Here is a 26,561-nt window from a genome sequence, read left to right as displayed (position 1 = left end):
CAGAGGAAATCTAATGGGTATCGAAGAGAAGCTTCCCAGCGGTTTCATGCTGACCTCGGTCGAGGTGCTGGCCGGGTACATGCGTAAGGCCTCGCTCTGGCCGGCCACGTTCGGCCTGGCCTGCTGCGCGATCGAGATGATGACCACCGGCGCTCCGCGCTACGACCTGGCCCGGTTCGGCATGGAGGTGTTCCGCGCCTCCCCCCGCCAGGCCGACCTGATGATCGTGGCGGGCCGGGTGAGCCAGAAGATGGCCCCCGTCGTGCGCCAGGTCTACGACCAGATGGTCGAGCCGAAATGGGTTCTGTCGATGGGGGTCTGTGCCTCCTCCGGCGGGATGTTCAACAACTACGCGATCGTCCAGGGCGTCGACCACATCGTCCCGGTCGACATCTACCTGCCCGGCTGCCCGCCCCGTCCGGAGATGCTGATCAACGCCATCCTCGAGCTGCACAAGCAGATCGAGAAGATGCCGCTCGGCGTCAACCGGGACGAGGCCGCCCGGGCCGCCGAGGAGGCGGCCCTCAAGGCGATCCCCACCTCCCAGATGAAGGGCCTGCTCCGGTGACCGACGGCATCGACGAGCCCGGCGAACTCTCGGTCAACACCCCGGTGGCCGAGGTGGTCACCACCCGCCACGGCATGTTCGGCAACCGGGACTCGGGCGACACCTCGGGTTTCGGTGGGCTCACCCGCAGCGTCGCCATGCCGGCGCCCACGCCCCGCCCCTACGGCGGCTGGTTCGACGGCGTGGTCGACGCCCTGGCCGAGGCCCTCACCGCGGGCGGTACCGATCCCGGTGCGGCGATCGAGTCGGTGGTCGTCGACCGCGGCGAGATCACCTTCTACATCCGCCGGGAGCACCTGCTCGCCGTGGTGAAGAGCCTGCGTGACGAGCCCGACCTGCGGTTCGAGATGTTCTCCGGGGTCAGCGGCGTGCACTACCCCGACGCCCACGGCCGTGAACTGCGGGCGGTGTACCACCTCACCTCGATCACCCACACCCGCCGGGTGCGGCTCGAGGTCGCGGCGCCCGACAGCGACCGGCACATCCCCTCGGTCGTCGAGATCTACCCCAGCGCCGACTGGCACGAACGCGAGACGTGGGACTTCTTCGGGCTGATCTTCGACGGTCACCCGGCCCTGACCCGCATCCAGATGCCCGACGACTGGCCGGGCCACCCCCAGCGCAAGGACTATCCGCTCGGCGGGATCCCGGTGGAGTACAAGGGCGCCACCATCCCGCCGCCGGACACGAGGAGGTCGTACAACTGATGGCCGAATCAACGATCGACCCGGGCCCGGACGCCGAGGCCGAAGAGGGCAGGGTCTTCACCTCTTCCGGCGGCGACTGGGCCGACATCGCCGAGGAGGCGGTGAGTCTCGGCGAGGAACGCATCGTCGTGAACATGGGCCCGCAGCACCCGTCCACCCACGGCGTGCTCCGGCTGATCCTCGAGATCGACGGCGAGACGGTGACCGAGGCCCGCTGCGGCATCGGCTACCTCCACACCGGCATCGAGAAGAACATGGAGTTCCGCACCTGGACCCAGGGCGTCACCTTCTGCACGCGGATGGACTACCTGTCCCCGTTGTACCAGGAGGCCGCCTACTGTCTGGGCGTCGAGAAGCTTCTCGGCATCACCGACGACATCCCTGAGCGGGCCAGCATCATCCGGGTCCTGCTGATGGAGCTCAACCGGGTCAGCTCGCACCTGGTCGCGCTGGCCACCGGCGGCATGGAGATCGGCGCGCTGACCGTGATGACGGTCGGGTTCCGCGAGCGCGAGGTGGTCCTGCACCTGCTCGAGCTGATCACCGGCCTGCGGATGAACCACGCGTTCATCCGGCCCGGCGGCCTGGCCCAGGACCTGCCCCCCGGCGCGATCGACCGGATCCGCGAGGACATCCCGGTGCTGCGCCGCGGGATCTCCGACCTGGAGAAGCTGAACAACGAGAACCCGCTGGTCAAGGCCCGGCTGCAGGACGTCGGCTACCTCGACCTGACCGGCTGCATGGCGCTCGGCGTGACCGGGCCGATGCTGCGCTCCACCGGTTTCCCGCACGACCTGCGCAAGACCGAGCCGTACTGCGGGTACGAGACGTACGACTTCGACGTGCAGACCTGGGACACCAACGACGCCTACGGCCGGCTGCGGATCCGGATCAACGAGATGAAGGAGTCGCTCAAGATCGTCGAGCAGACTCTCGACCGGCTGCAGGAGATGGGCCCCGGCCCGGTCATGGTCGGCGACAAGAAGATCGCCTGGCCGGCCCAGCTGGCCATCGGCGGTGACGGGATGGGCAACAGCCTGGACCACATCAAGCAGATCATGGGCACCTCGATGGAGGCCCTGATCCACCACTTCAAGCTGGTCACCGAGGGCTTCCGGGTCCCCGCGGGCCAGGTCTACCAGGCCATCGAGTCGCCCCGCGGCGAGCTCGGGGTGCACCTGGTGTCGGACGGCGGAACCCGGCCCTACCGGGCCCATTTCCGGGATCCGTCGTTCCACAACCTGCAGGCGATGGCGGCGTTGAGTGAGGGCGGGCAGGTGGCCGACGTGATCGTGGCCGTGGCATCGATCGACCCGGTGATGGGGGGCGTCGACCGCTGATGTCGCTCTCCGCCGAGGCCGTCGAACGGCTCTCCACCCAGTCGCACGAGATCATCGCCCGCTACCCGCAGCCGCGCAGCGCCCTGCTGCCGATGCTGCACCTGATGCAGAGCGAAGAGGGCTACGTCAGCCCGGACGGGATCGCGCTGTGCGCGCAGATCCTCGGCCTGAGCACGGCCGAGGTCTCGGCCGTGGCCACCTTCTACACGCAGTACAAGCGCCACCCCAACGGTGAGTACACGGTCGGGGTCTGCACCAACACGCTGTGCGCGGTGATGGGCGGCGACGCGATCTTCGAGGCGCTCGAGGAGCACCTCGGGGTCGGGCACGACGAGACCACCGAGGACGGCAAGATCACCCTCGAGCGGATCGAGTGCAACGCGGCCTGCGACTTCGCCCCGGTGATGATGGTCAACTGGGAGTTCTTCGACAACCAGACGCCGTCCTCGGCCCGGGGGGTCTGCGACCGGCTGCGCGCCGGTGAGGCCGTGGCCCCCACCCGGGGCCCGGACAGCGTGCCCACCTTCAAAGAGGTCTCGCACGTGCTGGCGGGTTTCAACGACGGACGGGCGTCCCAGGGGGTCGGGGCCGGTGCCCCTTCGCTTCGGGGCACCTTGCTGGCGGCCGAGAAGGGCTGGCAGGCACCTGGTCCCGCGGGTACCGGTGGTCCCTCTTCAGAACAAGGGACGCCCACGGCGCCCGACGCGACCGCGTCGGCGGCCGCTGATGTCCAGAACCGCGAGGCCCGCAGCAGCGGTTCCGACGCCCCGGCGGTCGACCCGGGCACCAAGGAGCGGGCGGGCACCGAGGCGGGCAAACCCCCGGCCGAGGCCACCCGCGGCGAGAACGACCCCGGTACCGGCACGGAGAAGAAGGGCTGAGTTCCGATGGCTGACGAGCGTGTTCCGGTGACTCTGACACCCGTGCTGTCGAAGCACTGGGACGAGGCCGAGTCCTGGACGCTGGAGAGTTACGAGCGCAACGGCGGCTACCAGGCGCTGCGTAAGGCGCTGGCGATGGTCCCGGAGGACGTGGTCACCACGGTCAAGGACTCGGGCCTGCGCGGTCGCGGCGGGGCCGGCTTCCCCACCGGGCTGAAGTGGAGCTTCCTGCCCAAGCCGGACGGCAACCCGCGCTACCTGGTGATCAACGCGGACGAGTCGGAACCCGGCACCTGTAAAGACATCCCGCTGATGATGGCCACCCCGCAGTACCTGATCGAGGGGGCGATCATCACCTGCCACGCGATCCGGGCCGAGCGGGCGTTCATCTACCTGCGCGGCGAGGTCGTGCACGTGTACCGCCGCCTGCTGGCCGCCGTCGAAGAGGCGCGGGCCGCGGGGTATCTCGGCGAGAACGTGCTGGGCTCGGGGCAGAACATCGACATCGTGGTGCACGCCGGGGCCGGCGCCTACATCTGTGGTGAAGAGACGGCGCTGCTCGACTCTCTCGAGGGCCGGCGCGGACAGCCCCGGCTGAAGCCGCCTTTCCCGGCCGTGGCCGGCCTGTACGCCCGCCCCACGGTGGTGAACAACGTCGAGTCGATCGCCAGCGTGCCCTCGATCATCGACAACGGCGCGTCCTGGTTCTCCGGCATGGGCACCGCGAAGTCGGCCGGTTTCGGCTTCTTCTCGCTCTCCGGGCACGTGCAGCAGCCCGGTCAGTACGAGGCCCCGCTGGGCATCACCCTGCGCGAGCTGATCGACATGGCCGGCGGCATGCGCGAGGGCCACGAGCTGAAGTTCTGGACGCCGGGCGGCTCGTCCACCCCGATGTTCACCGCCGAGCACCTCGACATCCCGCTGGACTTCGAGAGCACCGGGGCGGCCGGCTCGATGCTCGGCACCCGGGCGCTGCAGATCTTCGACGAGACGGTCTGCGTGGTCCGGGCGGTGCTGCGCTGGACCGAGTTCTACGCGCACGAGTCGTGCGGCAAGTGCACCCCCTGCCGGGAGGGCACCTACTGGCTGGTGCAGGTGCTGCGCCAGCTCGAGAACGGCCAGGGCGTCCCGGAGGACCTGGAACGCCTGCTGGACATCTGCGACAACATCCTGGGCCGTTCGTTCTGCGCCCTCGGCGACGGTGCGACCAGCCCGATCAGCTCGTCGATCAAGTACTTCCGAGACGAGTACCTGCTTCACCTGACCGAGGGCGCCTGCCCGTTCGACCCGGTGAAGTCCACGCTCTTCGCTGGAGTGAACGCCTGATGACTGTGACTGAGCCCTCGAAGGCGGCGGTCGACCTGGTCACCCTGACCATCGACGGGATCGAGGTCAGCGTGCCCAAGGGCACCCTGCTGATCCGCGCCGCCGAGGAACTGGGGATCGCGATCCCGCGGTTCTGCGACCACCCCCTGCTGGCCCCGGCCGGCGCCTGCCGGCAGTGCCTGGTCGAGGTGGCCATGCCGGACCGGGAGGGGAACGTGCGGCCGATGCCCAAGCCGCAGGCCTCCTGCACGATGACGGCCACCCCCGGGATGGTGGTCAAGACCCAGCTCACCTCGGCGGTCTCGGAGAAGGCCCAGCGCGGGGTGATGGAACTCCTGCTGATCAACCACCCGCTCGACTGCCCGGTCTGCGACAAGGGCGGGGAGTGCCCGCTGCAGAACCAGGCGCTCGCCAACGGCCGCTCGGAGAGCCGGTTCACCGAGGTCAAGCGCACCTTCCCGAAGCCGATCCGGATCTCTACCCAGGTCCTGCTCGACCGCGAGCGCTGCATCCTGTGCCAGCGCTGCACCCGCTTCTCCAAGGAGATCGCCGGCGACCCGTTCATCGACCTGCAGATGCGCGGTGCGCACCAGCAGATCGGGACGTTCTCGCCGGGGGTGCTCGACTTCCACGTCGACCTGCCCTTCCCGGCGGTGCGCACCAGCGAGGAGCTCGAGCCGACCGTCGCCTCGCACGTCCAGGGCACGCCGAAGGGCATGGACGAGTCGCGCGGCACCGGCCACGCCCACGTCACCGGCACCTACGCGGCCGACGACCTGGCCAGTGCGCGCACCCAGGGCGAGTCGCTGCTGGACGAGTCCGGCCAGCCGTTCGCCAGCTACTTCTCCGGCAACACGATCCAGATCTGCCCGGTCGGCGCGCTGACCGGCGCGGCCTACCGGTTCAAGGCCCGGCCGTTCGACCTGGTCTCCACCAAGGGCGTGTGCGAGCACTGCTCCAGCGGCTGCGCGCTGCGGGTCGACCACCGTCGCGGCAAGGTCACCCGGCGCCTGGCCGCCGACGACCCGGCGGTGAACGAGGAGTGGAACTGCGACAAGGGCCGCTGGGCCTTCAACTGGGCCACCGGCGCCGACCGGCTCACCCACCCGCTGGTGCGTGACCCGGAAACCGGTGAGCTGGAGCCGGTCTCGTGGCCCTACGCGCTGCAGGTGGCGGCCGAGGGGCTGCTGCGGGCCCGCCAGGCCGGGGGAGTCGGGGTGCTGCCCGGCGGCCGGCTGACCGTCGAGGACGCCTACGCCTACGCCAAGTTCGCCCGCGTGGTGCTGCGGACCAACGACGTCGACTTCCGCGCCCGGTCGCACTCGGCCGAGGAGGAGGCCTTCCTCGGTCACGCCGTGGCCGGTACCGGTCTGGGCGTCACCTTCGCCGAACTGGAGGCCGCACCGTCGGTGCTCCTGGCCGGTCTGGAGGCCGAGGAGGAGGCCGCGAGCATCTTCCTGCGGCTGCGTAAGTCGGTGCTCAAGGGCAGCAAGCAGGTCTTCTCGATCGCCCCCTGGGCCACCCGGGGCCTGATCAAGCTGTCCGGCACGCTGCTGGAGACCAGGCCCGGCCAGGAGGCCGCCGCCCTGGGCACCCCGGCCGCCGCCGAGGCGGTGGCCGCGCCCGGGTCGATCATCCTGCTCGGCCCGCGCCTGACCGAGTCGCCCGGCGCCTACCAGGCCGCCCTCGCCCTGGCCGCGAGCACCGGGGCCCGGCTGGCCTGGGTGCCGCGCCGGGCCGGTGAGCGGGGTGCGGTCGAGGCCGGTGCCCTGCCCAGCCTGCTGCCCGGTGGCCGTCCGGTCGCCGACCCGGCCGCCCGGGTCGACATCGCCGCGGCGTGGGAGGTGGAGAGTCTGCCCACCGAACCGGGCCGCGACACCACCCGGATCATCGACGACGCGGCGGCGGGTCTGCTGCCCGGTCTGCTCGTCGGCGGTCTCGACCCGGACGACCTGCCCGACCCGGCCGCGGCCCGTGCGGCCCTCGAGACCGCCTCGTTCGTGGTCAGTCTCGAGGTCCGGGCGAGCGCGGTCACCGCCTACGCGGACGTGGTCCTGCCGGTCGCCCCGCCCGCCGAGAAGGGCGGCACCTTCCTGAACTGGGAGGGCCGCTGGCGGGAGTTCCCGCAGGCGCTCACCTCCGAGGCGCTCAGCGACGGCGAGGTGCTCGACGCGCTGGCCTCCGAGGCCGGCGAGTGGCTCGGACTGCGCGGTGAGAAGGCCGGTTTCGCCGAGCTGGCCCAGCTCGGGCGCTGGGAAGGCGCCCGGGCCGCCCAGCCCGAGGCGCACACCGTCGAACCGGCCGGCGCCACGCTGCTGTCGACCTGGTCGATGCTGCTGGACAAGGGCCGGCTGCAGGACGGCGAGCCCTACCTGGCCGGCACCGCGCACCGGGCGGTCGCCCGGCTGTCCCCGGCCACCGCCGAGCAGCTCGGCCTGAGCCCGGGCACCACCGGCTCGGTGACGGTTTCCAACGACCGTGGGGAGATCACCTTGCCCGTCGCCCTCACCCCGATGCCCGACGGAGTGGTCTGGCTGCCCAGCAACTCCGCGGGCAGCCCGGTCCGGGCCCGGCTGGCGGCCGGCAACGGCGCCGCGGTCTCCGTCCGGCTCGCCGGCCACGCGCTGACGGGAGTCTGAGCGATGCACCTGATGCTGCTGGCCGAGAACCCGACGGCCGACTTCTCCCAGGACAACGGCTGGGTGGTGGCCGGCAAGGCGGTGCTGCTGTTCGCCGTCGCGGTGGTGGCCACCCTGCTGATGATCTGGGCCGAACGCCGCGTGGTGGGCCGCATGCAGTCGCGGCCCGGCCCCAACCGCAACGGTCCCTTCGGCCTGCTGCAGTCGCTGGCCGACGGCGTGAAACTGGCGCTGAAGGAAGACATCATCCCGACCGCGGCCGACAAGGTCGTCTACGTGATCGCCCCGGTGATCGCCTGCACCGCCTGCTTCGTGTCGTTCGCGGTGATCCCGTTCGGGCCCGAGGTGCGGATCCCGTTCACCGACATCATCACCCCGCTGCAGCTCACCGACCTGAACGTGGCGGTGCTGTTCATCCTGGCGGTGGCCGGGATCGGGGTGTACGGGATCGTGCTGGCGGGCTGGTCGTCCGGCTCCACCTACCCGCTGCTGGGCGGTCTGCGCTCCTCGGCCCAGGTGATCTCCTACGAGATCGCGATGGGGCTCTCGCTGGTCAGCGTCTTCCTCTACTCCGGCTCGATGTCGACCTCGGCGATCGTGGACGCGCAGCAGTCGCTGTGGTGGTGCCTGCCGCTGCTGCCCTCGTTCGTGATCTACGTGATCGCGATGGTCGGCGAGACCAACCGGGCGCCGTTCGACCTGCCCGAGGCCGAGGGCGAGCTGGTCGGTGGCTTCCACACCGAGTACACCTCGCTGAAGTTCGCCCTGTTCTTCCTGGCCGAGTACGTCAACATGGTCACCGTCTCGATGCTGGCGACCACGCTGTTCCTGGGCGGGTGGCGGGCCCCCTGGCCGATCTCGCTGTGGGACGAGGCCAACGCCGGCTACTGGCCGCTGCTCTGGTTCGCGGCCAAGACGATGATCTTCCTGTTCCTGTTCATCTGGCTGCGCGGCACCCTGCCGCGGCTGCGCTACGACCAGTTCATGCGCTTCGGCTGGAAGATCCTCATCCCCTCGGCGCTGCTGTGGACGATGGGCGTGGCGATCGTGCGGGCGATGGACCAGTTCTACGACGTGGACCGGCGCGAGCGGGTCATGATCATCGTCGGCGTGGTCCTGGTGCTCGGGCTGATCTGGGCCGCGATCGAGGCGCTGCGGATGCAGCAGCAGGAACCCGAACCCGACCAGCCCGACCCGGACGAGCCGATCGACCCGTTCGCCGGGGGCTTCCCGGTGCCGCCGCGGCCCGGCCAGAAGCTGATCCGGACCAACGGCTCGGCGCGCCCGGTCCCGGGCCCGGGCGAAACACCCGCTCTCGAGGAGGTCCGCGGTGGCTGACCGCGCAACGAACGGCACCCAGGACGAGTCCGGCGGCGGCTGGCTCTCCGCCCTCGCCCCGATCGCCGGGTTCGGTGTCACCTTCGCGACGATGTTCACCAAGGTCGTCACCGAGGAGTACCCCGAGCAGAAGGTGCCGACCGCACCCCGGTTCCACGGACGTCACCAGTTGAACCGGCACCCCGACGGCCTGGAGAAGTGCATCGGCTGCGAGCTGTGCGCCTGGGCGTGCCCGGCCGACGCGATCTACGTCGAGGGCGCGGACAACACCGAGGAGGAACGCTTCTCGCCGGGTGAGCGCTACGGCCGCGTCTACCAGATCAACTATCTGCGCTGCATCCTCTGCGGTCTGTGCATCGAGGCCTGCCCGACCCGGGCGCTCACCATGACCAACGAGTACGAGCAGCTGAAGGGCCCGACCCGGGCCGGGCTGATCTTCGAGAAGCAGGACCTGCTGGCCGCGCCGCTGGGCGGGATGATCCCGGCGCCGCACCCGATGGTGCCGGGCACCACCGAACAGGACTACTACCAGGGCAAGGTCACCCAGGCCGTGCCCGAGCAGCAGGCCTGGGTGGAAGCCCGGGCCGGGAACGACGAGAACGTGCAGGGGGCCGTCCGGTGACCACCCCGTCCCTGCTCCTCGCCCAGGCCACCCCGGGGGCCGCCGACCTGGGCGGCACCGGCGAGAACGTGCTGTTCTGGGTGATCGCGCTGATCACCGTGCCGGGGGCGCTCGGGCTGCTGTTCGCCCGCAAGGCGGTGCACGCGGCGCTGTGCATGGCGCTGGTGATGGTCTGCCTGGGCATCGCCTACCTTGCGCTGCAGGCCCCGTTCCTCGGGGTGGTGCAGATCTTCGTCTACGCCGGCGCCGTGATGATGCTCTTCCTGTTCATGATGATGCTGGTCGGCGTCGACTCCTCGGACTCCCTGGTGGAGACGATCAAGGGGCAGCGCTGGCTGGCCTTCGTCTTCGGCCTCGCCCTGGCGGTGCTGATGACCTCGGTGATCGGCCAGGCCACCTACGGCGGCGCCCGCGGTCTGCAGGACGTGGACACGGCCGGGAACATGACCGGGATGGCCGAACTCATCTTCGGCAAGTACGTCTGGGCCTTCGAGGCCACCAGCGCCCTGCTGATCACCGCCGTCCTCGGCGCGATGATGCTGGCCCACCGCGAGCGGCTCACGCCCAAGGCCACCCAGAAGGACCTGGCCATCAAGCGGATCCAGGAGGGCCCGATCAAGGCCCCGCTGCCCTCGCCCGGGGTCTTCGCCCGGCACAACGCGGTGGACATCCCGGCCCTGCTGCCGGACGGCACGCCGTCCGAGCTGTCGGTCTCCCGGGTGCTCACCGCGCGCGGCCAGAACCGTTCCGTGCTCACGGTTTCCGAGGACGTCACGATCATCGAGGCGGAGATCAGCCCGGCCGCGCAGAACCTGGCCGACCCGCAGGGCCACGGCCTGAAGGGCGCCCGCGACCGCGCCGTGGACGGAGAGAGCGTGGCCGACGACGTCAAGGTGAAGGGAGCCGGGCAGTGAACCAGATCTACTGGCTCTACCTGGCGGTGCTGCTGTTCTCGATCGGGGCGGCCACCGTGCTGGTGCGGCGCAACGCGATCGTGGTGTTCATGGGCGTGGAGCTCATGCTGAACGCCGCCAACCTGGCGTTCGTCACCTTCGCCCGGATCAACGGCAACATCGAGGGCCAGGTGATCGCCCTGTTCGTGATGCTCGTCGCGGCCGCCGAGGTGGTCGTCGGGCTGGCGATCATCTTCACCATCTTCCGCACCCGCAGGTCGGCGTCGGTGGACGACGCCAACCTGCTGAAGTACTGAGAGGCCGCGCGATGCTTGCCGAAACTGGCGCATATCACGCAGCCGAGGGCACCGTTCAGTCCGGCGCCTGGCTGCTGATCGCCCTGCCCGCCCTCGGTGCGGCGGTCCTGCTGCTCGGCGGGCGCCGCCTGGACCGCTGGGGGCACTGGCTCGGGGTCCTGATGAGCTGGGCCGCCTTCGTCTGGGGCGCCCTGCTCTTCTTCGACCTGCTGGGCCGCGACGGCGAGGAAAGGGCCGTCCAGGTCCACCTTTTCGAGTGGATCCACGCCGGCGCGTTCCAGCTCGACGCGGGTCTGCTGGTCGACCCGCTGTCGCTGGCCTTCGTCCTGCTGGTGACGTTCGTCGGCTCGCTGATCCACGTCTACTCCGTGGCCTACATGGAGCACGACCCGGACCGGCGCCGGTTCTTCGCCTACCTCAACCTGTTCGTCGCCTCGATGCTCCTGCTCGTCCTGGCCGACTCCTACCTGCTGTTGTTCGTCGGCTGGGAGGGCGTGGGACTTGCGTCGTACCTGCTGATCGGTTTCTGGAACCACAACCCGGCCTACGCCACCGCGGCGAAGAAGGCGTTCATCGTCAACCGGGTCGGCGACGTGGGCCTCTCACTCGCGATCATGGCGATGTTCCTGGCCTTCGGAACCGTCACGTTCTCCGGGGTGTTCGCCGAGGCCGGCAACGCGAGCGAGGCCCAGCTCACCGTGATCGGCCTGCTCCTGCTGGTCGGTGCCTGCGGCAAGTCGGCGCAGTTCCCGCTGCAGTCCTGGCTGGGCGACGCAATGGCCGGCCCGACCCCGGTGTCGGCCCTGATCCACGCCGCCACGATGGTCACCGCCGGCGTCTACCTGGTGGTCCGCTCGATGCCGGTCTACGTCGGGGCGCCGGACGCCCAGCTCGTGGTGGTCGTCGTCGGAGCGATCACGCTGGTCTACGGCGCGATCGTGGGCTGCGCCAAGGACGACATCAAGAAGGCGCTCGCCGCCTCCACCATGTCGCAGATCGGCTACATGATGCTGGCCGCCGGGCTGGGCCCGGTGGGCGCCGCCTTCGCCATCTTCCACCTGCTCACCCACGGCTTCTTCAAGGCCGGGATGTTCCTCGGGGCCGGCTCGGTGATGCACGGCATGAACGACTCGGTGAACATGCGGACGTTCGGGCGGCTGTCCGGGGTCATGAAGATCACCTGGGTGACGTTCGGGCTGGGCTGGCTGGCCATCATCGGCTTCCCGTTCCTGTCCGGCTTCTGGAGCAAGGACAAGATCATCGAGTCGGCGTTCGTCGGTGAGGGCTGGCGTCCCTGGGTCTTCGGGCTCACCGCGCTGCTGGCCGCCGGCGTCACCGCGTTCTACATGTCCCGGCTCTTCTTCATGACCTTCCAGGGCAAGGAGAAGCGCTGGGCCGACGACGCCCACCCGCACGAGTCCCCGGCCCTGATGACCGTGCCGATGATGATCCTGGCGGTCGGCTCGGCGTTCCTCGGCCTGGCCCTGGGCGTCAGCGACGGCCTGGTGCACTGGCTGGAACCGGTGATCGGGCACGCCGAGCACCACGAGCCGGTGCTCTCGGTCCCGGTGATCACCGGCAGCACCCTGGTGCTGGTCGCCCTGGGCGTGTTCCTGGCCTGGCGGATGTACTGGAACGAGCCGGTACCGCGCACCGCCCCGCGGGGCAGCCTGCTCACCCGGGCCGCGCGCCGGGACCTGTTCCAGGACGACGTGAACGAGGGCCTGTTCATGCGCCCGGGCCAGTACCTGACCCGCACGCTGGTCTTCGTGGACAACAAGGGCGTCGACGGCGCCGTGGGTGGCCTGGCCGCCCTGGTCGGCGGGCTCGGCGGCCGCCTGCGCCGGGTCCAGACCGGTCTGGTCCGTTCCTATGCAGCGTCGATGCTCGCGGGCGTCGTCATCCTTCTCGGCGGCCTGCTCGCCGTCCGGCTCTGATTGAGGACTCGATGGACTTCCCCTGGCTGACGGTGATCGGAGCCGTCCCTCTGGTGGGCTCGGTCGTGGTCGCGGCCCTGCCCAAGGCCCTGGCGCCCCGGGCCCGGCTCGTCGCGCTCGGCGTCTCGCTGGCCACCTTCGTGCTCACCGTGGTCGCGGCGGTGCAGTTCGACGTCGCCCGGGCCGGTGAGATCCAGCTCGCCGAACAGCACTCCTGGATCGGCGAGTTCGGGGTCAGCTACGCGGTCGGCGTGAACGGCATCGGCCTGGTCATGGTGGCGCTGTCCACCGTGCTGGTGCCGCTGTGCGTGCTGGCCGCCTGGAACGAGATCGACGACGACCAGGCCCGGCTGTTCTTCGGCCTGGTGCTGGTGCTCGAGGCGATGATGGTCGGCGTCTTCGCGGCCCGCGACCTGTTCCTGTTCTACGTGTTCTTCGAGGCCATGCTGATCCCGGTCTACTTCCTGATCGGGGCCTTCGGCTCGAGCGAGCGCCGCCGCTACACCGCGGTCAAGTTCCTGGTCTACTCGCTCGTCGGCGGGCTGGTCATGCTGGTCGGGGTGATCGGCCTCTACGGCGCCGGCCCGGGCGGCGAAGAAGGCTTCCTGATCGACAACCTGACCGGGCTGGAGTTCTCCAGCAGCACGGCCGAGCGGCTGATGTTCGTGGCGTTCTTCATCGCCTTCGCGATCAAGGCGCCGATGTGGCCGGTGCACACCTGGCTGCCGGACGCCACCGACGAGGCCCCGGCCGGGGTGTCGGTGCTGCTGGTCGGGGTGCTCGACAAGGTCGGCACGTTCGGCATGCTCACCCTCTGCCTGCCGCTGTTCCCTGAGGCCAGCAAGTGGGCGGCGCCCGTGGTCCTGGCCCTGGCGGTGGTCAGCGTGCTCTACGGGGCGCTGCTGGCGATCGGCCAGACCGACCTGAAGCGGCTGATCGCCTACACCTCGATCTCCCACTTCGGGTTCATCGTGCTGGGCATCTTCGCGATGACCTCGACCGGGCAGACCGGCTCGACCCTCTACATGGTCAACCACGGCTTCTCCACCGCCGCCCTGTTCCTGGTGGCCGGCATGCTGATCCGCCGCCGCGGCTCGGCCGACATCGACGACTTCGGCGGCCTGCAGCGCAGCACCCCGGTGCTGGCCGCGGGCTTCCTGCTGGCCGGCCTGTCCAGCCTGGCGCTGCCCGGCATGTCAAGCTTCGTCAGCGAGTTCATGGTGCTGACCGGCACCTTCGTGAAGTACCCGGCGGTGGCCGTGCTGGCCACCCTGGGCATCGTCCTGGCCGCGCTGTACATCCTGCTCACCTACCAGCGGATGTTCACCGGCCCGGTGCGGGAGTACGCCGGGGGCTGGAAGGACGCCAGCGCCCGCGAGGTCTGGGTCGTCGCCCCGTTGGTCGTGGTGATCCTGTTCCTGGGCGTCTACCCCAAGCCGGTGCTGGACGTCATCAACCCGGCCATCTCAACCACGATGCAGCAGGTCGGCGTGACGGATCCGGCGCCGACCGTGGCAGTTGAGGGAGAAGACAAGTGAACGCTCCTTCGGTCGACTACGCCGCGGTGGCGCCGATGCTGATCGTCTTCGTCGCCGCGCTGCTCGCAGTGCTCGTCGAGGCGTTCGCACCCCGCACCGCCCGCTTCGTCAGCCAGGTCGTCCTGGCCTCCGTCGGCATCGCCGCGGCCCTGATCAGCGTGGTCTACCTGGGCACCCAGGAGAAGTCGGTGACCACCGCGGGCGGGGCCGTGGTGATCGACGGCCCGGCGCTGTTCCTGCAGGGCACCATCCTGGTGCTGGGCCTGATGGCCCTGCTGACGATGGCCGACGAGGCCCCCGAGTCCGGGGCCTTCACCGCCCAGGCCTCGGCCGTGCCCGGCTCGGTCGACGAGGCCCGGGCCGCCCGCGCCGGCCTGGTGCAGACCGAGGTCTACCCGCTGATCCTGTTCTCGATGGTCGGCATGCTGCTCTTCCCGGCCTCGAACGACCTGCTCACCATGTTCATCGCGCTCGAGGTGCTCTCCCTGCCGCTGTACCTGCTGTGCGGCCTGGCCCGCCGGCGTCGGCTCCTGTCCCAGGAGGCGTCGCTGAAGTACTTCCTGCTCGGGGCCTTCTCGTCGGCGTTCTTCCTGTTCGGCTCGGCCCTGCTGTACGGCTTCGCCGGCTCGGTGCGGCTGTCCGACATCGCCGCCGCGATCTCCGACGGCAGCACCGGCACCGCCGCCTCGGCCGTGGTCGGCAAGGACGGCCTGCTCCTGCTCGGCGTCGGCCTGCTGGCGGTCGGCCTGCTGTTCAAGGTCGGCGCGTTCCCGTTCCAGTCCTGGACCCCGGACGTCTACCAGGGCGCCCCCACCCCGGTCACCGGGTTCATGGCGGCCTGCACCAAGGTGGCCGCGTTCGGCGCCCTGCTGCGCATCGCCTACGTGGCCCTGCCCGGGGTGCGCTGGGACTGGCAGCCGGTGATCTGGGTGGTCGCCGCGCTGACCATGCTGATCGGCTCGATCATCGCGATCGTCCAGGCCGACGTGAAGCGGATGCTGGCCTACTCCTCGATCGCGCACGCCGGGTTCATCCTGGTCGGGCTGCTGGCGATGGACCGCGACGGCATCGGCAGCGTGCTCTTCTACCTGGCCGCCTACGGCTTCACCACGGTCGGGGCGTTCGCCCTGGTGACCCTGGTGCGCACCTCCACGCCGGAGGGCGGAGTCGGTGGTGAGGCGACTCACCTCTCCCAGTGGCAGGGCCTGGCCAAGCGCTCGCCGCTGCTCGCGTTCACCTTCACGCTGTTCCTGCTGGCCTTCGCCGGAATCCCGCTGACCAGCGGTTTCACCGGTAAGTTCGCGGTCTTCTCGGCCGCCGTCGACCAGGCCCCGTGGGGTCCGGGACTGGTCCTGGTGGGCGTCGCGGCCAGCGCCATCGCGGTGTTCTTCTACATCCGGGTCATCGTGCTGATGTACTTCAATGACTCGGTAGGGGATGCTGTCACCGTGACCCGCCCCGGAGCCCTGACGATCTTCGCCGTCGGCGTCGGTGTCGTCGCGACGATCGGGCTCGGCGTACTGCCCGCCGCCGCCCTTCAATTGGCCAATAGTTCGTCGGTGTTCTTACCGTGAGTGCTGTGACCGCTTCCCTGGATCTGCCGGTGGTTGACGCCGCCCTTGCCGAGTCCGTCCGTGTCGGCATGGAGACGATCGAGTCCCGGCTGCGAGAGGCGGTCCAGCAGGCCGACCAGCTCGCCGACACCGCCTCCCGTCACCTCGTGGAGGCGGGCGGCAAGCGGATCCGCCCGATGCTCACCCTGCTCGCCGCCAGCCTGGGCGACGGGAGCCGTCCCGAGGTGGTCGAGGCCGGGGTGGTGGTCGAGCTGACCCACCTGGCCTCGCTCTACCACGACGACGTGATGGACTCGGCCGACCAGCGCCGGGGGGCCGCCGCGGCCCACCTGGTGTGGGGCAATCAGGTGGCGATCCTGGTCGGCGACCTGCTCTTCGCCCGGGCCTCCCGGGTGGTGGCCGACCTCGGCCCGGAGGCGGTGAACATCCAGGCGGCCACCTTCGAGCGGCTCTGCCTGGGCCAGATGCACGAGACCGTGGGCCCCTCGCCGGCCGACGACCCGATCGCGCACTACCTGCAGGTGCTGGGCGACAAGACCGGTTCGCTGATCGCCACCGCGGGCCGCTTCGGCGCCATGTTCGGCGGCTGCCCGCCCGAGACGGTCGACATCATGGTGCGCTACGGCGAGCTCGTCGGGGTGGCCTTCCAGCTCGCCGACGACGTGATCGACCTGTCCAGCGCGGGCCGGGTGTCGGGCAAGGTGCAGGGCACCGACCTGCGCGAGGGCGTGCCCACCCTGCCCACGCTGCTGGCCCGCCGGGCGGCCGGTAACGGCGACGCCGAGGCCGCACGGATCGTGGCCATGCTCGACGGCGACCTCTCGGAGGACGCCCGGCTGGCCGAGACCATCGCCGCGCTGAACGAGCACAAGGTGATGGACGCGGCCCGCGACGAGGCCGCCCGCTGGGCCCAGGAGGCGATCGCCACCCTGGAGCCGCTGCCGGAGTCACCGGCCAAGGTGGCCCTGCGGCAGTTCGCCGAGGCCGTGGTGGACCGCACCCGCTGACCCTTCGCACGAGCCCGGCTGACATCTGCGCAGCCGGGCTTTCAGTGCTTTTGGACGTTTGTGGGTTTGCCTTTGTCGCGCACTGTTCGGTATTTTCCCAATTGGCGCGGACGACTGGGGGGAGCGACATGAGCGCCGAGCCCGTGTACTACAGCCACTCCGGGGCCGACAATGATGCGGTGACGGATGACTACGAGCCGGTCCCGGACTGGGTGCGCAAGCCCGGCGGATTCACCGTGGACGAATTCTTCCGGCTGCCGAACCTCCCCCCGCACACCGAGCTGATCGACGGGGAACTGGTTTTCGTGAGCCCGCACGCGAGGTTCCACATGAGGATGCTCAGACTCTTGGAACGGGTGCTTGATGACGCTGTTCCAGGTCACCTCGAGGTGATCCGCGAGATGAACGTGGTCATCGGTGATCGTCAGGCGCCGGAGCCGGACCTCTCCGTCATCCCGCTCGATGCGGTGAACGGCCTCCGGGACACGCGCTACCCGGCCGAGGTCGTGCTTCTGGCGGTCGAGGTGGAGTCGCCCGACTCCGAGCTGCGCGACCGGGAGCGCAAGCCACAGCTCTACGCCCAGGGCGGGATCCCGCACTACTGGCGGGTGGCGCAAGTGGACGGCAAGCCGGTTGTCCATGTCTACCGGCTCGACCCCGAGACCAAGTCGTATGTACTCACCGGCGTCCACCACGAGCGTCTCAGATCGAGTGAGCCCTTCGACGTCGACGTAGACCTCACCCACTTCGACCGGCCGGTCCGCGCCACCTGAACCGACCTCACCTGGAGACAAACCCGACCCTCAGGTAGCTTCGAAGGGTGGGTTCTGCAATGTCGCTGAAGGTGAGGGCCGGGTCATGAATCGCGCACCCCGCGAGGACTCCGACGAGAAAGATGTCGAGGTCGGTCAGCACAAGGACTACGCGGCCGGGGTCCCCGGCGTCTACCACGCGCTCAAGATCTCGTACCAGCAGATGGGCGCCCAGCGCACGGCCCGCACCCTGCTGAAGCTGAACCAGAAAGACGGTTTCGACTGCCCGGGCTGCGCCTGGCCGGAGAAGGACAAGCGGCACGTCGCGGAGTTCTGCGAGAACGGCGCCAAGGCGGTCGCCGAGGAGGCCACCCGGCGCCTGGTCGACGCCGACTTCTTCGCCAAGCACTCGGTGCACGAGCTGAACCAGAAGACCGACTGGTGGCTGGGCCAGCAGGGCCGCCTGGTCGAGCCGATGATCAAACCCGCCGGGCAGGACCACTACCGCCCGATCAGCTGGGACGCCGCGTTCGACCTGATCGCCACCGAGCTGCGCGGTCTGGACAGCCCCGACCGGGCCACCTTCTACACCTCCGGCCGCACCAGCAACGAGGCCGCGTTCGTGTACCAGCTGATGGTCCGCGCGCTGGGCACGAACAACCTGCCCGACTGCTCGAACATGTGTCACGAGTCGTCCGGCTCGGCGCTCACCGACGCGATCGGGGTGGGCAAGGGCAGCGTGCAGCTCGAAGACCTGGAGCAGGCCGAGCTGATCGTGGTGATGGGCCAGAACCCGGGCACCAACCACCCGCGCATGCTCTCCACCCTCGAGGTGGCCAAGCAGAACGGCGCGGTGATCGTGGCGGTGAACCCGCTGCCCGAGGCCGGCCTGATCAACTTCCACAACCCGCAGACCCCCAAGGGCGTGGTCGGCGGCGGCACCGACATGGCCGACGACTTCCTGCAGATCCGGCTCGGCGGTGACCAGGCCCTGCTGATGGCCGTGGCGCAGATCCTGCTGCAGGACGAGTCGGTGGTCGATCGCGCCTTCATCGACGAGTACACGGCCGGTTTCGACGAGTACGCGGCCCACGTGAAGGGCCTGGACCTGGCCGAACTGGTCACCGCCACCGGCCTGACCGAGCCGGAGGTGCGCGGCCTGGCCGCCCGGTTCGCCGCCTCCAGCAAGACGATCGTCTGCTGGGCGATGGGCATCACCCAGCACAAGCACTCCGTGGCCACGATCCGCGAGATCGTGAACGTGCTGCTGATCCAGGGCAACCTGGGCCGGCCCGGCGCCGGGGTGTGCCCGGTGCGCGGGCACAGCAACGTCCAGGGTGACCGCACGATGGGCATTTTCGAGAAGATGCCCGAGTGGTTCATGGACAACCTGCAGCAGGAGTTCGGGTTCGACCCGCCGCGTGAGCACGGCTTCGACACCGTCAACAGCATCCGGGCGATGCGCGACGGGAAGATCGACGTGTTCATGGCGGTCGGCGGCAACTTCATCCGGGCCACCCCGGACAGCGAGGTGACCGAGGCCGCGCTGCGCAGATGCCGTCTGACGGTGCAGGTCTCGACCAAGCTGAACCGCTCGCACACGGTCTGCGGCGACACCGCGCTGATCCTGCCCACCCTGGGCCGTACCGACCGCGACTTCCAGGCCTCCGGTGAGCAGAGGGTCAGCGTGGAGGACTCGATGAGCCGGGTCCACGCCTCCCGGGGCAACCTGAAACCGCCGTCGGAGAACCTGCTCTCGGAGGTGTCGATCCTGACCCGGCTGGCCCGGCGCGCGGTCGGCGACAAGGTGGACGTGCCCTGGGAGGAGTTCGAGGGCGACTACCGCACCATCCGCAGCAGCATCTCCCGCGTGGTGCCGGGCTTCGACGAGTACGAGAGCAAGCTGGAGAACCCGAACGGCTTCACCCTGCCGCACGCCTCACGCAGCCGGCGCTTCCCCACCCACAGCGGCCGCGCCAACTTCGCCGCGCTCCCGCTGGAATACCCCAGGATCCCCGAAGGACGCCTGCTGCTGCAGACCCTGCGCAGCCACGACCAGTACAACACCACCATCTACGGCCTGGACGACCGCTACCGCGGCATCAAGAACGGCCGTCGCGTGGTCTTCGTGAACGCGGACGACCTGGTGGCGCTGGGATTCGAGGACGGCGAGATGGTCGACCTGGTCTCGGAGTGGGTGGACGGGATCGAGCGCCGCGCCCAGGACTTCCGGGTGGTCAAGTACAACACCGCCAAGGGCTGCGCAGCCGCCTACTACCCCGAGACGAACGTGTTGGTGCCCCTGGACAGCGTGGCCGACGTGAGCAACACCCCGGCCTCCAAGTCGGTGCTCATCCGGCTCGAGAAGCGCTAGGAGACGCTCGCCTCGACCTGGGTGGCGGCGAGCCGCTGGGCTCGCTGCCGCCGGGCGGCGCGCAGGCTGTCGGCGGTCAGAACCACCAGGGCCAGCCAGACCAGGCCGAACCCGGCCCAGCGGGAGGCGGGCATGTGCTCGTCCAGAACCAGTACGCCGCAGAGGAACTGCAGCACGGGCGTGAGGTACTGCAGCAGCCCCATCGTGGACAACGGCACCCGGCTGGCCGCCGCCGCGAAGAGCAGCAGGGGAGCGATGGTGACAATGCCGGTGCTGGCCAGGAGGAGGGCCTGCCAGGGCGGGTTGTGGCCGATCGTGCTGTCGCCGTTGAGCGCCAGCACCACCAGCCCGACCACCGCGAACGGCGCCAGCACCAGGTTCTCAGTGCTCAGCCCGGCCAGGGCGCTGACCCCGCCGTTGCTGCCGACCTGCTTCTTCAGCAGGCCGTAGGTGCCGAAGGAGAGCGCCAGGGTGAGCGCGATGGTCGGGACGTGCCCGTAGTTCACCGTGAGCACGATGCCCGCGACCACCCCGATCAGCACCGCCACCCACTGCAGCACGCGCAGTCGCTCGCGGAGGACCAGCACGCCCAGGGCCACCGTGATCAGCGGGTTCAGGAAGTAGCCGAGCGCGGCCTCGACCACCTGATCGCTGTTCACCGCGTAGATGTAGACGCCCCAGTTGAGCGCGATCAGGAACGCGGCCGAACCGAGCAGCCGCACCTGCCGGCGGTTACGCAGCACGGCGCGCATCTCGGCCCACGAGCGCAGGGCGGCGAGCAGGGCCAGGCAGGCGAGGCCGCTGAAGACGATCCGGCAGAGCAGCACCTCGAACGCCCCCGACTCCTGCAGGAGCCGGAAGTACAGCGGGAAGCAGCCCCAGAGCAGATAGCTCGTGAAGCCGTAGGCGATGCCCCTACGGACGTCCGGATTCATCCCACGATTCTAGGAGGCAGATTGCGTGGGGAGCCTCCAACGGGCCTGGCTGAGCGTGTGAATCGGCTGGTCGGAGCGGTTCCAGGGCGCTCGGTGAACCTCTTGCAGGGGTTTGCGGGCCCAACGCACCACGTCGTCAGCCACGACGACGCCCCATCGGCCGGGTAGAGGTTCGCCGACGAACACGGCGGAACTCAGCAGCAGCACCGGCTGGAGCGGCTCTTCTGGTTCGCCGTAGAGGGGTGCGGTCCTGAGCGGTTCGGCCGGGCTGGAGGCACTGCGGGTGGGCAGCATGGCGAAGGGCCTCGACGGGGCCTGCCCCTGGGCCGGATGGCCGTGAAGGTAGACGTAGCGCGAGCGCAGACCGGCCAGCACGGAGTACTCCGGCAGGCCTCCGCGGCGCAGCCGGCCGAGGAATCGGCGCTGGCCGGCGAGCCGCCAGATCACCGCGGCGGCCAGCGTGAGCAGCCAGCCCGTCGCGGCCAGGAAGCCGCCGAACTTACTCGGTTCGGCCTCCAGTTCGGCCGCGTCCGGGTCTTGCGGGTCGTAGCGCACCCGGGCGGGGTCTCCGACGCGATAGGTGTCCTGGGCGTCGATGTTCCAGGTAGTGCCGTCGGTGTGCTCGAGCACGAGATCGCCGAACTCGTCCAGGGCAGTCACCCGGGCGTCGACCACCACGCTGCGTTCGAACCAGTCGTCCCGGGCCTGGGAGGCCCAGATGTAGAGGGCGGCGAAAAGGGCTGCGAAGACGAGCAGGACCGTGGTGACGGCGGTAGGGATGATCCAGAACGCGGCCGGCATGCGCAGGTGCGGACGGGGACCGGCGACCGCTGCGGCCGGTATGTCCGGCCGGATGGCGGCCTGTCGGCGGTACCGGTCGTTCTGCACCACGGCGAGCACCGCGCAGCAGGCCAGACCGTGCAGGCCGATCGACAGGTCCTCGCCCGCATCGAACGAGAACACCAGGAAGAGCACGCCCCAGAGCCCGCCGAGCAACAGCCCGGCCCGGGGAGCGATCCAGAGCAGGAACGGGACGGCGAACAGGCTGCCGGTGGCCAGCGCCGTGTCCACACCCCAGTCGGTGCAGGCGGCCGGGTTGTCCCGGCACTGCACCGACTCACCCGGATCACGGTTCAGCACCGCGTAGAACCAGGCCAGGCTCAGCACCACCTGGGTCAGCCACCACGGGGCGAGAGCCCGCCCGACTGTGCGGCCCTGCTCCTGCCACACCACCAGCGGCTCGGCCGCTCCACCCACCCTGCTCGTCACCCTCCCACGGTGACAGGCCCACGGCCGCTGAGGCAGACGTCCATCGTTATCGGTGCCCCAAGAACAAAACCGACTTGAGGACGTCGGTGAGCACCGACGTCCTCAAGTCGCCTTTCGTTCGTGCTCAGGTCACGGGTCAGTCGGTGACCGTCCAGGTGTCCCGGCCGGCCAGCAGGGCGGCCAGGTCGTCGTCGGTGGCGGGGCCGTTGTTCGCCTCGACCGCCCCGTTCACCTGGGCTCGCACCAGGTCGTCGTAGGCGGGGCGGGCGACCTTGCGGAACACGCCGAGCGGGACGTGCGAGAGGGTCTCCTCGTCCAGCCGGGAGAGCGCGAACTGGGTGGCCGGGTTGGGGTTCTCGGCGTCGTGCACGAGCAGGTCGGACTCGCTCACCGAGGCCACGTCGACCACCTGCAGGGTGCCGTCGGCGGCCCGGACCACACCGCGTGCGCCCTCGGCGCCGAACCGGATGGGTTCACCGTGCTCCAGCCGGATCAGCCGGGCCTGGGCCTCGTCCTTGTCCTTCAGCACGTCGAACGCACCGTCGTTGAAGATCGGGCAGTTCTGGTAGATCTCCACCAGCGCCGAGCCGCGGTGCTCCACGGCCTGGCGCAGCACGCTGGTCAGGTGCTTGCGGTCGGAGTCGAGCGTGCGGGCGACGAAGGTGGCCTCGGCGCCCAGGGCCAGCGAGATCGGGTTGAACGGGGTGTCCACCGAGCCGACCGGGGTGGACTTGGTGATCTTGCCGGACTCGGAGGTGGGTGAGTACTGGCCCTTGGTCAGCCCGTAGATCCGGTTGTTGAACAGCAGGATGGTGAGGTTCACGTTGCGGCGCAGGGCGTGGATCAGGTGGTTGCCGCCGATCGAGAGCGCGTCCCCGTCACCGGTGACCACCCAGACGTTGAGGTCGGGACGGGCGGTAGCCAGGCCGGTGGCGATCGCCGGGGCGCGGCCGTGGATCGAGTGCAGGCCGTAGGTGTCGAGGTAGTAGGGGAAACGCGAGGAGCAGCCGATGCCGGAGACACAGACCACGTTCTCCCGCCGGATGCCGAGCTCGGGCAGGAACCCCTGCACGGCGGCCAGGATCGCGTAGTCGCCGCAGCCGGGGCACCAGCGCACCTCGGCGCCGGAGGTGAAGTCCTTACGGGTCTGCCGGGCGTCTTCCGGGGTCAGGTGCGGCACTCCGGCCAGGCCGGAGAGCACGGTCGGCATGCCGAGTTCGGTGGTCATCTCAGAAGCCCTCTCGGATCTCGGTGGCGAGCGAGGTGATCGCGGTGGCGATCTCGGCCGAGCTGAACGGCAGGCCGCGCACCTGGTTGTAACCGCGGGCGTCGACCAGGTACTTCGCCCGCAGCAACAGGGCCAGCTGGCCGAGGTTCATCTCCGGGATCAGCACCCGCCGGTAGCGCTTCAGCACCTCGCCGGTGTTGGCCGGGAACGGGTTCAGATGGCGCAGGTGCGCGGTGGCGACCTTGGTCTGCGAGCGGCGCGCCTCGCGGGCCCCGGCGGCGATCGGGCCGAACGTGCTGCCCCAGCCGATCACCAGCACGTCGGCGTCGCCGGTGGGGTCGTCGACCTCCAGCGGGGGCACGTCGATGCCGTCGACCTTGGCCTGGCGCAGCCGCACCATCTTGTCGTGGTTGTCCGGGTCGTAGCTGATCTCGCCCGTGCCGTCGGCCTTTTCGATGCCACCGATGCGGTGCTCGAGACCGGCCACGCCGGGTGGCGCCCAGGGCCGGGCCAGCGTCTCCGGATCCCGGTCGTAGGGACGGAAGGGTTCGGTGCCGGGCTGGGCGAACTGCGTGTGCAGGTCGGGCAGGTCGCTGACCGAGGGCAGCTGCCAGGGCTCGGAACCGTTGGCCAGGTAGCCGTCGGACAGCAGCAGCACCGGCGTGCGGTACTTGGTGGCCACCCGCACGGCCTCGATCGCGGCGTCGAAGCAGTCGGCGGGGGAGCGGGGGGCGATCACCGGCACCGGTGACTCGCCGTTGCGGCCGTACATGGCCTGCAGGAGGTCGGACTGCTCGGTCTTGGTGGGCAGGCCGGTGGACGGGCCGCCGCGCTGCACGTCCACGATGACCAGCGGCAGTTCCAGGGAGACGGCCAGGCCGATGGTCTCGCTCTTCAGGGCCAGACCGGGGCCGGAGGTGGTGGTGACCCCGATCGCGCCGCCGTACGAGGCGCCCAGCGCCGCGCCGATGGCCGAGATCTCGTCTTCGGCCTGGATGGTGGTGACGCCGAACTTCTTCATCCCCGACAGCGCGTGCAGGATGTCCGAGGCCGGGGTGATCGGGTACGAGCCGAGCACGATCGGCAGCCCGGAACGGTGCCCGGCGGCGACCAGCCCGTAGGCCAGCGCGGTGTTGCCGGTGACGTTCCGGTAGACGCCGGCCGGGGCGGGCGCCGGGGCGATCTCGTAGGAGACGGCGAAACCCTCGGTGGTCTCGCCGAACGCCCAGCCGGCCTTGAACGCGGCCAGGTTGGCGGCCAGGATCTCCGGCCGGCGACCGAACTTGGTGTTCAGGAAGCGCTCGGTGCCCTCGGTCGGGCGGTTGTAGAGCCAGCAGAGCAGGCCCAGGGCGAACATGTTCTTGGAGCGCTCGGCGTCCTTGCGGGAGAGGCCGAACTCCTTCAGCGCCTCGACCGTCAGGCTGGTCAGCGGCACCGGGTGCACCTGCCAGGACTCCAGCGAGCCGTCCTCGACCGGGCTGGCGGTGAAGCCGACCTTGGCCAGGTTCCGCTTGGTGAACTCGTCGGTGTTCACGATGATCGTCTTGCCGCGGGGCAGGTCGGCCAGGTTGGCCTTGAGCGCCGCCGGGTTCATCGCCACGAGCACGTCGGGCGCGTCGCCGGGGGTGAGCACGTCGTGGTCGGCGAAGTGCAGCTGGAAGCTGGAGACACCGGGCAGGGTGCCCTGGGGAGCGCGGATCTCGGCGGGGAAGTTCGGCAGCGTGGCCAGGTCGTTGCCCAGCGAAGCGGTCTCCGCGGTGAAGCGGTCGCCGGTCAGTTGCATGCCGTCGCCGGAGTCACCGGCGAACCGGATCACCACGCTGTCGATCCGCTCGACCCGGGGCCCGTCGGGCCGCTTGCTCGAATCTGTCGGGACCACAGCCGTGTCTTCCATGAAGTCTCCTCAGTCCGCCTGGCAGTGCCCGCGATCTTCGTCACGGTCGTGCTTGCGCCCGCACCTCAGTGTCTCGCTGTGGGATGCTTCGCACCTTACTAAGGTTCCCCTTGGTCCTGGTGTTCTGCTAATGCAACCAGGGCGAGACATGCCGTCCACAACAGTGCAGCCGGCTCGGCGCGCCGCGTAGTCCTCCCGGTCTTGTGGTGTCACAGGTTCGCCTTGTGACGCGGCTAGCCTGACCCCATGCCCCTGTCACCGCGCGTGCCCGAGCTGACCGCGCTCGACCTGCTGCTGTCGGTGGCCCGTACCGGCAGCCTGGGCGCGGCGGCGCGGGAACACGGCATCAGTCAGCAGGCCGCGAGCGAGCGGATCCGGCGCCTGGAGGGCACTCTCGGCGTTCAGGTGCTACGGCGCAGCCGGCAGGGCTCGAGCCTGACCACGGCCGGGGCGCTGGTCGCGGACTGGGCCGGGCAGCTCACCGAGCTCGCGGCCGGGCTGGAGGCCAGCGTGGCCGCGCTGCGCGCCGAGCGGCACGCCCGGCTGCGGGTGGCTGCCAGCCTGACGGTGGCCGAGTACCTGATGCCCCGCTGGCTGGTCACTTTGCGGCACCAGGTCGAGGCCCGGGGGGACGAGCTGTCGGTCCAGCTGACGGCGACGAACTCGGAAGAGGTGGCCGAGCGGGTGCGCGACGGCCGGGCCGGGCTGGGGTTCGTCGAGGGCCCGTCCGCCCCCGAGAACCTGGCCTGGCGGGAGATCGGCACCGACTCGCTGGTCCTGGTGGTGCCCGCCGGCCATCCCTGGACACGGCGCCGCCGCCCGGTGGACGCGACCGAACTGGCCCGCACCCCGCTGGTCTCACGAGAGGCCGGGTCGGGCACCCGCCGGGCGCTCGAGGTGGCCCTGGAGACCGCGCTGGGCAGCGGGTACGAGCAGGCCGAGCCCCTGCTGGAGCTGTCCGGGACGGCCGCAGTACGAGGCGCCGTGCTGGCCGGCGCCGGGCCCGCAATGCTCAGCAGCCTGGCCGTGGCCGACGACGTGGCCTCGGGCCGGCTGCGCGCAGTGCCAGTGGGTGGACTCACCCTGGACCGGCGGCTGCTGGCGGTCTGGCCGCTGGGCAGCGCACCCCGCGGGCCGGCCTCGGACCTGCTGACGATCGCGGTCAGAGGACGAGTGAAGCGCTAGGTCGATTTCTGCAGCCCCACGCCCACAGCGGGGTTCTGCTGGTCCAGGTCCGCTCCGGGGCAGCCTGTACGCGGCAAACACTCAGCCGCCCCCGCCCAGAATCCGCAGGCGCCCACCTCATCAGAGCCGCCCACCGGCCAAACCCAGGCTGCCTGCTGGTCCAAGCCGGGCAGCTGCCTGCTGGTCCAACCCGGGTAGTTGCCTGCCGGCCGAACCTGGGTTGCCTGCCGGGCCGAC

Annotated in this window: 21 protein-coding genes; 17 read left to right on the top strand and 4 right to left on the bottom strand. The window is 70.1% G+C overall.

The window, feature by feature from the left end:
• Nucleotides 1-13 precede the first annotated feature (13 nt).
• From QSK18_RS01490 to QSK18_RS01415, 16 genes are all read left to right on the top strand, one after another.
• Nucleotides 14-568, top strand: a complete 555-nt coding sequence (locus tag QSK18_RS01490) for a NuoB/complex I 20 kDa subunit family protein (protein ID WP_232815131.1) — start codon at nt 14-16, stop codon at nt 566-568.
• A complete protein-coding gene (locus QSK18_RS01485; protein ID WP_232815132.1) occupies nt 565-1,275 on the top strand; it encodes an NADH-quinone oxidoreductase subunit C in 711 nt (236 codons plus the stop codon). The genes QSK18_RS01490 and QSK18_RS01485 overlap by 4 nt, the downstream gene beginning before the upstream one ends.
• Entirely contained in the window at nt 1,275-2,615 is a 1,341-nt protein-coding gene (locus QSK18_RS01480; protein ID WP_285616368.1) for an NADH-quinone oxidoreductase subunit D, read from the top strand. The genes QSK18_RS01485 and QSK18_RS01480 overlap by 1 nt, the downstream gene beginning before the upstream one ends.
• Entirely contained in the window at nt 2,615-3,496 is an 882-nt protein-coding gene (gene nuoE, locus QSK18_RS01475) for an NADH-quinone oxidoreductase subunit NuoE (RefSeq protein ID WP_285616367.1), read from the top strand. Before QSK18_RS01480 ends, nuoE begins: the two co-directional genes overlap by 1 nt.
• 6 nt (nt 3,497-3,502) lie before the next feature.
• Complete coding sequence (nuoF, locus tag QSK18_RS01470) at nt 3,503-4,822, top strand: NADH-quinone oxidoreductase subunit NuoF (RefSeq protein ID WP_269811314.1); 1,320 nt, start codon at nt 3,503-3,505, stop codon at nt 4,820-4,822.
• Nucleotides 4,822-7,461, top strand: a complete 2,640-nt coding sequence (locus QSK18_RS01465) for an NADH-quinone oxidoreductase subunit G (RefSeq protein ID WP_232815136.1) — start codon at nt 4,822-4,824, stop codon at nt 7,459-7,461. The genes nuoF and QSK18_RS01465 overlap by 1 nt, the downstream gene beginning before the upstream one ends.
• 3 nt (nt 7,462-7,464) lie before the next feature.
• Nucleotides 7,465-8,799 (top strand): NADH-quinone oxidoreductase subunit NuoH, encoded by a 1,335-nt coding sequence (nuoH, locus tag QSK18_RS01460; protein WP_232815137.1) that lies wholly within the window; start codon nt 7,465-7,467, stop codon nt 8,797-8,799.
• On the top strand, nt 8,792-9,421 hold the full coding sequence (nuoI, locus tag QSK18_RS01455) for an NADH-quinone oxidoreductase subunit NuoI (protein WP_232815138.1): 630 nt from the start codon (nt 8,792-8,794) through the stop codon (nt 9,419-9,421). The genes nuoH and nuoI overlap by 8 nt, the downstream gene beginning before the upstream one ends.
• A complete protein-coding gene (locus QSK18_RS01450; protein ID WP_232815139.1) occupies nt 9,418-10,335 on the top strand; it encodes an NADH-quinone oxidoreductase subunit J in 918 nt (305 codons plus the stop codon). The genes nuoI and QSK18_RS01450 overlap by 4 nt, the downstream gene beginning before the upstream one ends.
• Nucleotides 10,332-10,631 carry an NADH-quinone oxidoreductase subunit NuoK gene (gene nuoK, locus QSK18_RS01445; protein ID WP_232815140.1) on the top strand — a complete coding sequence of 100 codons (300 nt, stop codon included), beginning with the start codon at nt 10,332-10,334 and terminating at the stop codon, nt 10,629-10,631. Before QSK18_RS01450 ends, nuoK begins: the two co-directional genes overlap by 4 nt.
• Nucleotides 10,632-10,642: 11 nt before the next feature.
• The gene (gene nuoL / locus QSK18_RS01440) at nt 10,643-12,568 is read left to right on the top strand and encodes an NADH-quinone oxidoreductase subunit L (RefSeq protein ID WP_232815141.1); all 1,926 of its coding nucleotides are present in this window, start codon (nt 10,643-10,645) and stop codon (nt 12,566-12,568) included.
• A gap of 11 nt (nt 12,569-12,579) precedes the next feature.
• On the top strand, nt 12,580-14,106 hold the full coding sequence (locus QSK18_RS01435; protein ID WP_232815142.1) for an NADH-quinone oxidoreductase subunit M: 1,527 nt from the start codon (nt 12,580-12,582) through the stop codon (nt 14,104-14,106).
• Complete coding sequence (nuoN, locus tag QSK18_RS01430) at nt 14,103-15,680, top strand: NADH-quinone oxidoreductase subunit NuoN (protein WP_232815143.1); 1,578 nt, start codon at nt 14,103-14,105, stop codon at nt 15,678-15,680. Before QSK18_RS01435 ends, nuoN begins: the two co-directional genes overlap by 4 nt.
• Nucleotides 15,681-15,685: 5 nt before the next feature.
• Entirely contained in the window at nt 15,686-16,687 is a 1,002-nt protein-coding gene (locus QSK18_RS01425; RefSeq protein WP_285616366.1) for a polyprenyl synthetase family protein, read from the top strand.
• A 128-nt stretch (nt 16,688-16,815) separates the two neighbouring features.
• Nucleotides 16,816-17,460, top strand: coding sequence for a Uma2 family endonuclease (locus QSK18_RS01420; protein WP_232815145.1), 645 nt, complete (start codon nt 16,816-16,818; stop codon nt 17,458-17,460).
• An 85-nt stretch (nt 17,461-17,545) separates the two neighbouring features.
• Complete coding sequence (locus QSK18_RS01415) at nt 17,546-19,813, top strand: FdhF/YdeP family oxidoreductase (RefSeq protein WP_285616365.1); 2,268 nt, start codon at nt 17,546-17,548, stop codon at nt 19,811-19,813.
• Here the strand turns inward: QSK18_RS01415 and rarD are convergent.
• The 4 genes from rarD to QSK18_RS01395 form a co-directional block, all read right to left on the bottom strand.
• Nucleotides 19,810-20,748 carry an EamA family transporter RarD gene (gene rarD / locus QSK18_RS01410; protein WP_285616364.1) on the bottom strand — a complete coding sequence of 313 codons (939 nt, stop codon included), beginning with the start codon at nt 20,746-20,748 and terminating at the stop codon, nt 19,810-19,812. The two genes, QSK18_RS01415 and rarD, sit on opposite strands and share 4 nt — an antisense overlap.
• Nucleotides 20,749-20,757: 9 nt before the next feature.
• Nucleotides 20,758-22,017, bottom strand: coding sequence for a DUF3592 domain-containing protein (locus tag QSK18_RS01405; protein WP_285616363.1), 1,260 nt, complete (start codon nt 22,015-22,017; stop codon nt 20,758-20,760).
• A 136-nt stretch (nt 22,018-22,153) separates the two neighbouring features.
• Nucleotides 22,154-23,227 (bottom strand): 2-oxoacid:ferredoxin oxidoreductase subunit beta, encoded by a 1,074-nt coding sequence (locus tag QSK18_RS01400; RefSeq protein WP_352396444.1) that lies wholly within the window; start codon nt 23,225-23,227, stop codon nt 22,154-22,156.
• 19 nt (nt 23,228-23,246) lie between these two features.
• Complete coding sequence (locus QSK18_RS01395) at nt 23,247-25,139, bottom strand: 2-oxoacid:acceptor oxidoreductase subunit alpha (RefSeq protein WP_285616361.1); 1,893 nt, start codon at nt 25,137-25,139, stop codon at nt 23,247-23,249.
• Nucleotides 25,140-25,385: 246 nt separating this feature from the next.
• Here QSK18_RS01395 and QSK18_RS01390 point away from each other — a divergent pair, with 246 nt between their 5' ends.
• Nucleotides 25,386-26,324, top strand: coding sequence for a LysR family transcriptional regulator (locus QSK18_RS01390; protein WP_232815151.1), 939 nt, complete (start codon nt 25,386-25,388; stop codon nt 26,322-26,324).
• Nucleotides 26,325-26,561: the final 237 nt, after the last annotated feature.

Source organism: Kineosporia sp. NBRC 101677, from assembly GCF_030269265.1.
In the GTDB taxonomy this organism is placed as follows: Bacteria; Actinomycetota; Actinomycetes; order Actinomycetales; family Kineosporiaceae; genus Kineosporia; species Kineosporia rhizophila.
This window is presented reverse-complemented; position numbering and strand designations above follow the sequence as displayed.

Bases quoted from the DNA above. Each gene is read 5' to 3' on its own strand.
- QSK18_RS01490 (WP_232815131.1), top strand. From the start codon at position 14: ATGGGTATCGAAGAGAAGCTTCCCAGCGGTTTCATGCTGACCTCGGTC.
- QSK18_RS01480 (WP_285616368.1), top strand. From the start codon at position 1,275: ATGGCCGAATCAACGATCGACCCGGGCCCGGACGCCGAGGCCGAAGAG.
- nuoE (WP_285616367.1), top strand. From the start codon at position 2,615: ATGTCGCTCTCCGCCGAGGCCGTCGAACGGCTCTCCACCCAGTCGCAC.
- nuoF (WP_269811314.1), top strand. From the start codon at position 3,503: ATGGCTGACGAGCGTGTTCCGGTGACTCTGACACCCGTGCTGTCGAAG.
- QSK18_RS01465 (WP_232815136.1), top strand. From the start codon at position 4,822: ATGACTGTGACTGAGCCCTCGAAGGCGGCGGTCGACCTGGTCACCCTG.
- nuoH (WP_232815137.1), top strand. From the start codon at position 7,465: ATGCACCTGATGCTGCTGGCCGAGAACCCGACGGCCGACTTCTCCCAG.
- nuoL (WP_232815141.1), top strand. From the start codon at position 10,643: ATGCTTGCCGAAACTGGCGCATATCACGCAGCCGAGGGCACCGTTCAG.
- QSK18_RS01435 (WP_232815142.1), top strand. From the start codon at position 12,580: ATGGACTTCCCCTGGCTGACGGTGATCGGAGCCGTCCCTCTGGTGGGC.
- QSK18_RS01420 (WP_232815145.1), top strand. From the start codon at position 16,816: ATGAGCGCCGAGCCCGTGTACTACAGCCACTCCGGGGCCGACAATGAT.
- QSK18_RS01415 (WP_285616365.1), top strand. From the start codon at position 17,546: ATGAATCGCGCACCCCGCGAGGACTCCGACGAGAAAGATGTCGAGGTC.
- rarD (WP_285616364.1), bottom strand. From the start codon at position 20,748: ATGAATCCGGACGTCCGTAGGGGCATCGCCTACGGCTTCACGAGCTAT.
- QSK18_RS01400 (WP_352396444.1), bottom strand. From the start codon at position 23,227: ATGCCGACCGTGCTCTCCGGCCTGGCCGGAGTGCCGCACCTGACCCCG.
- QSK18_RS01395 (WP_285616361.1), bottom strand. From the start codon at position 25,139: ATGGAAGACACGGCTGTGGTCCCGACAGATTCGAGCAAGCGGCCCGAC.
- QSK18_RS01390 (WP_232815151.1), top strand. From the start codon at position 25,386: ATGCCCCTGTCACCGCGCGTGCCCGAGCTGACCGCGCTCGACCTGCTG.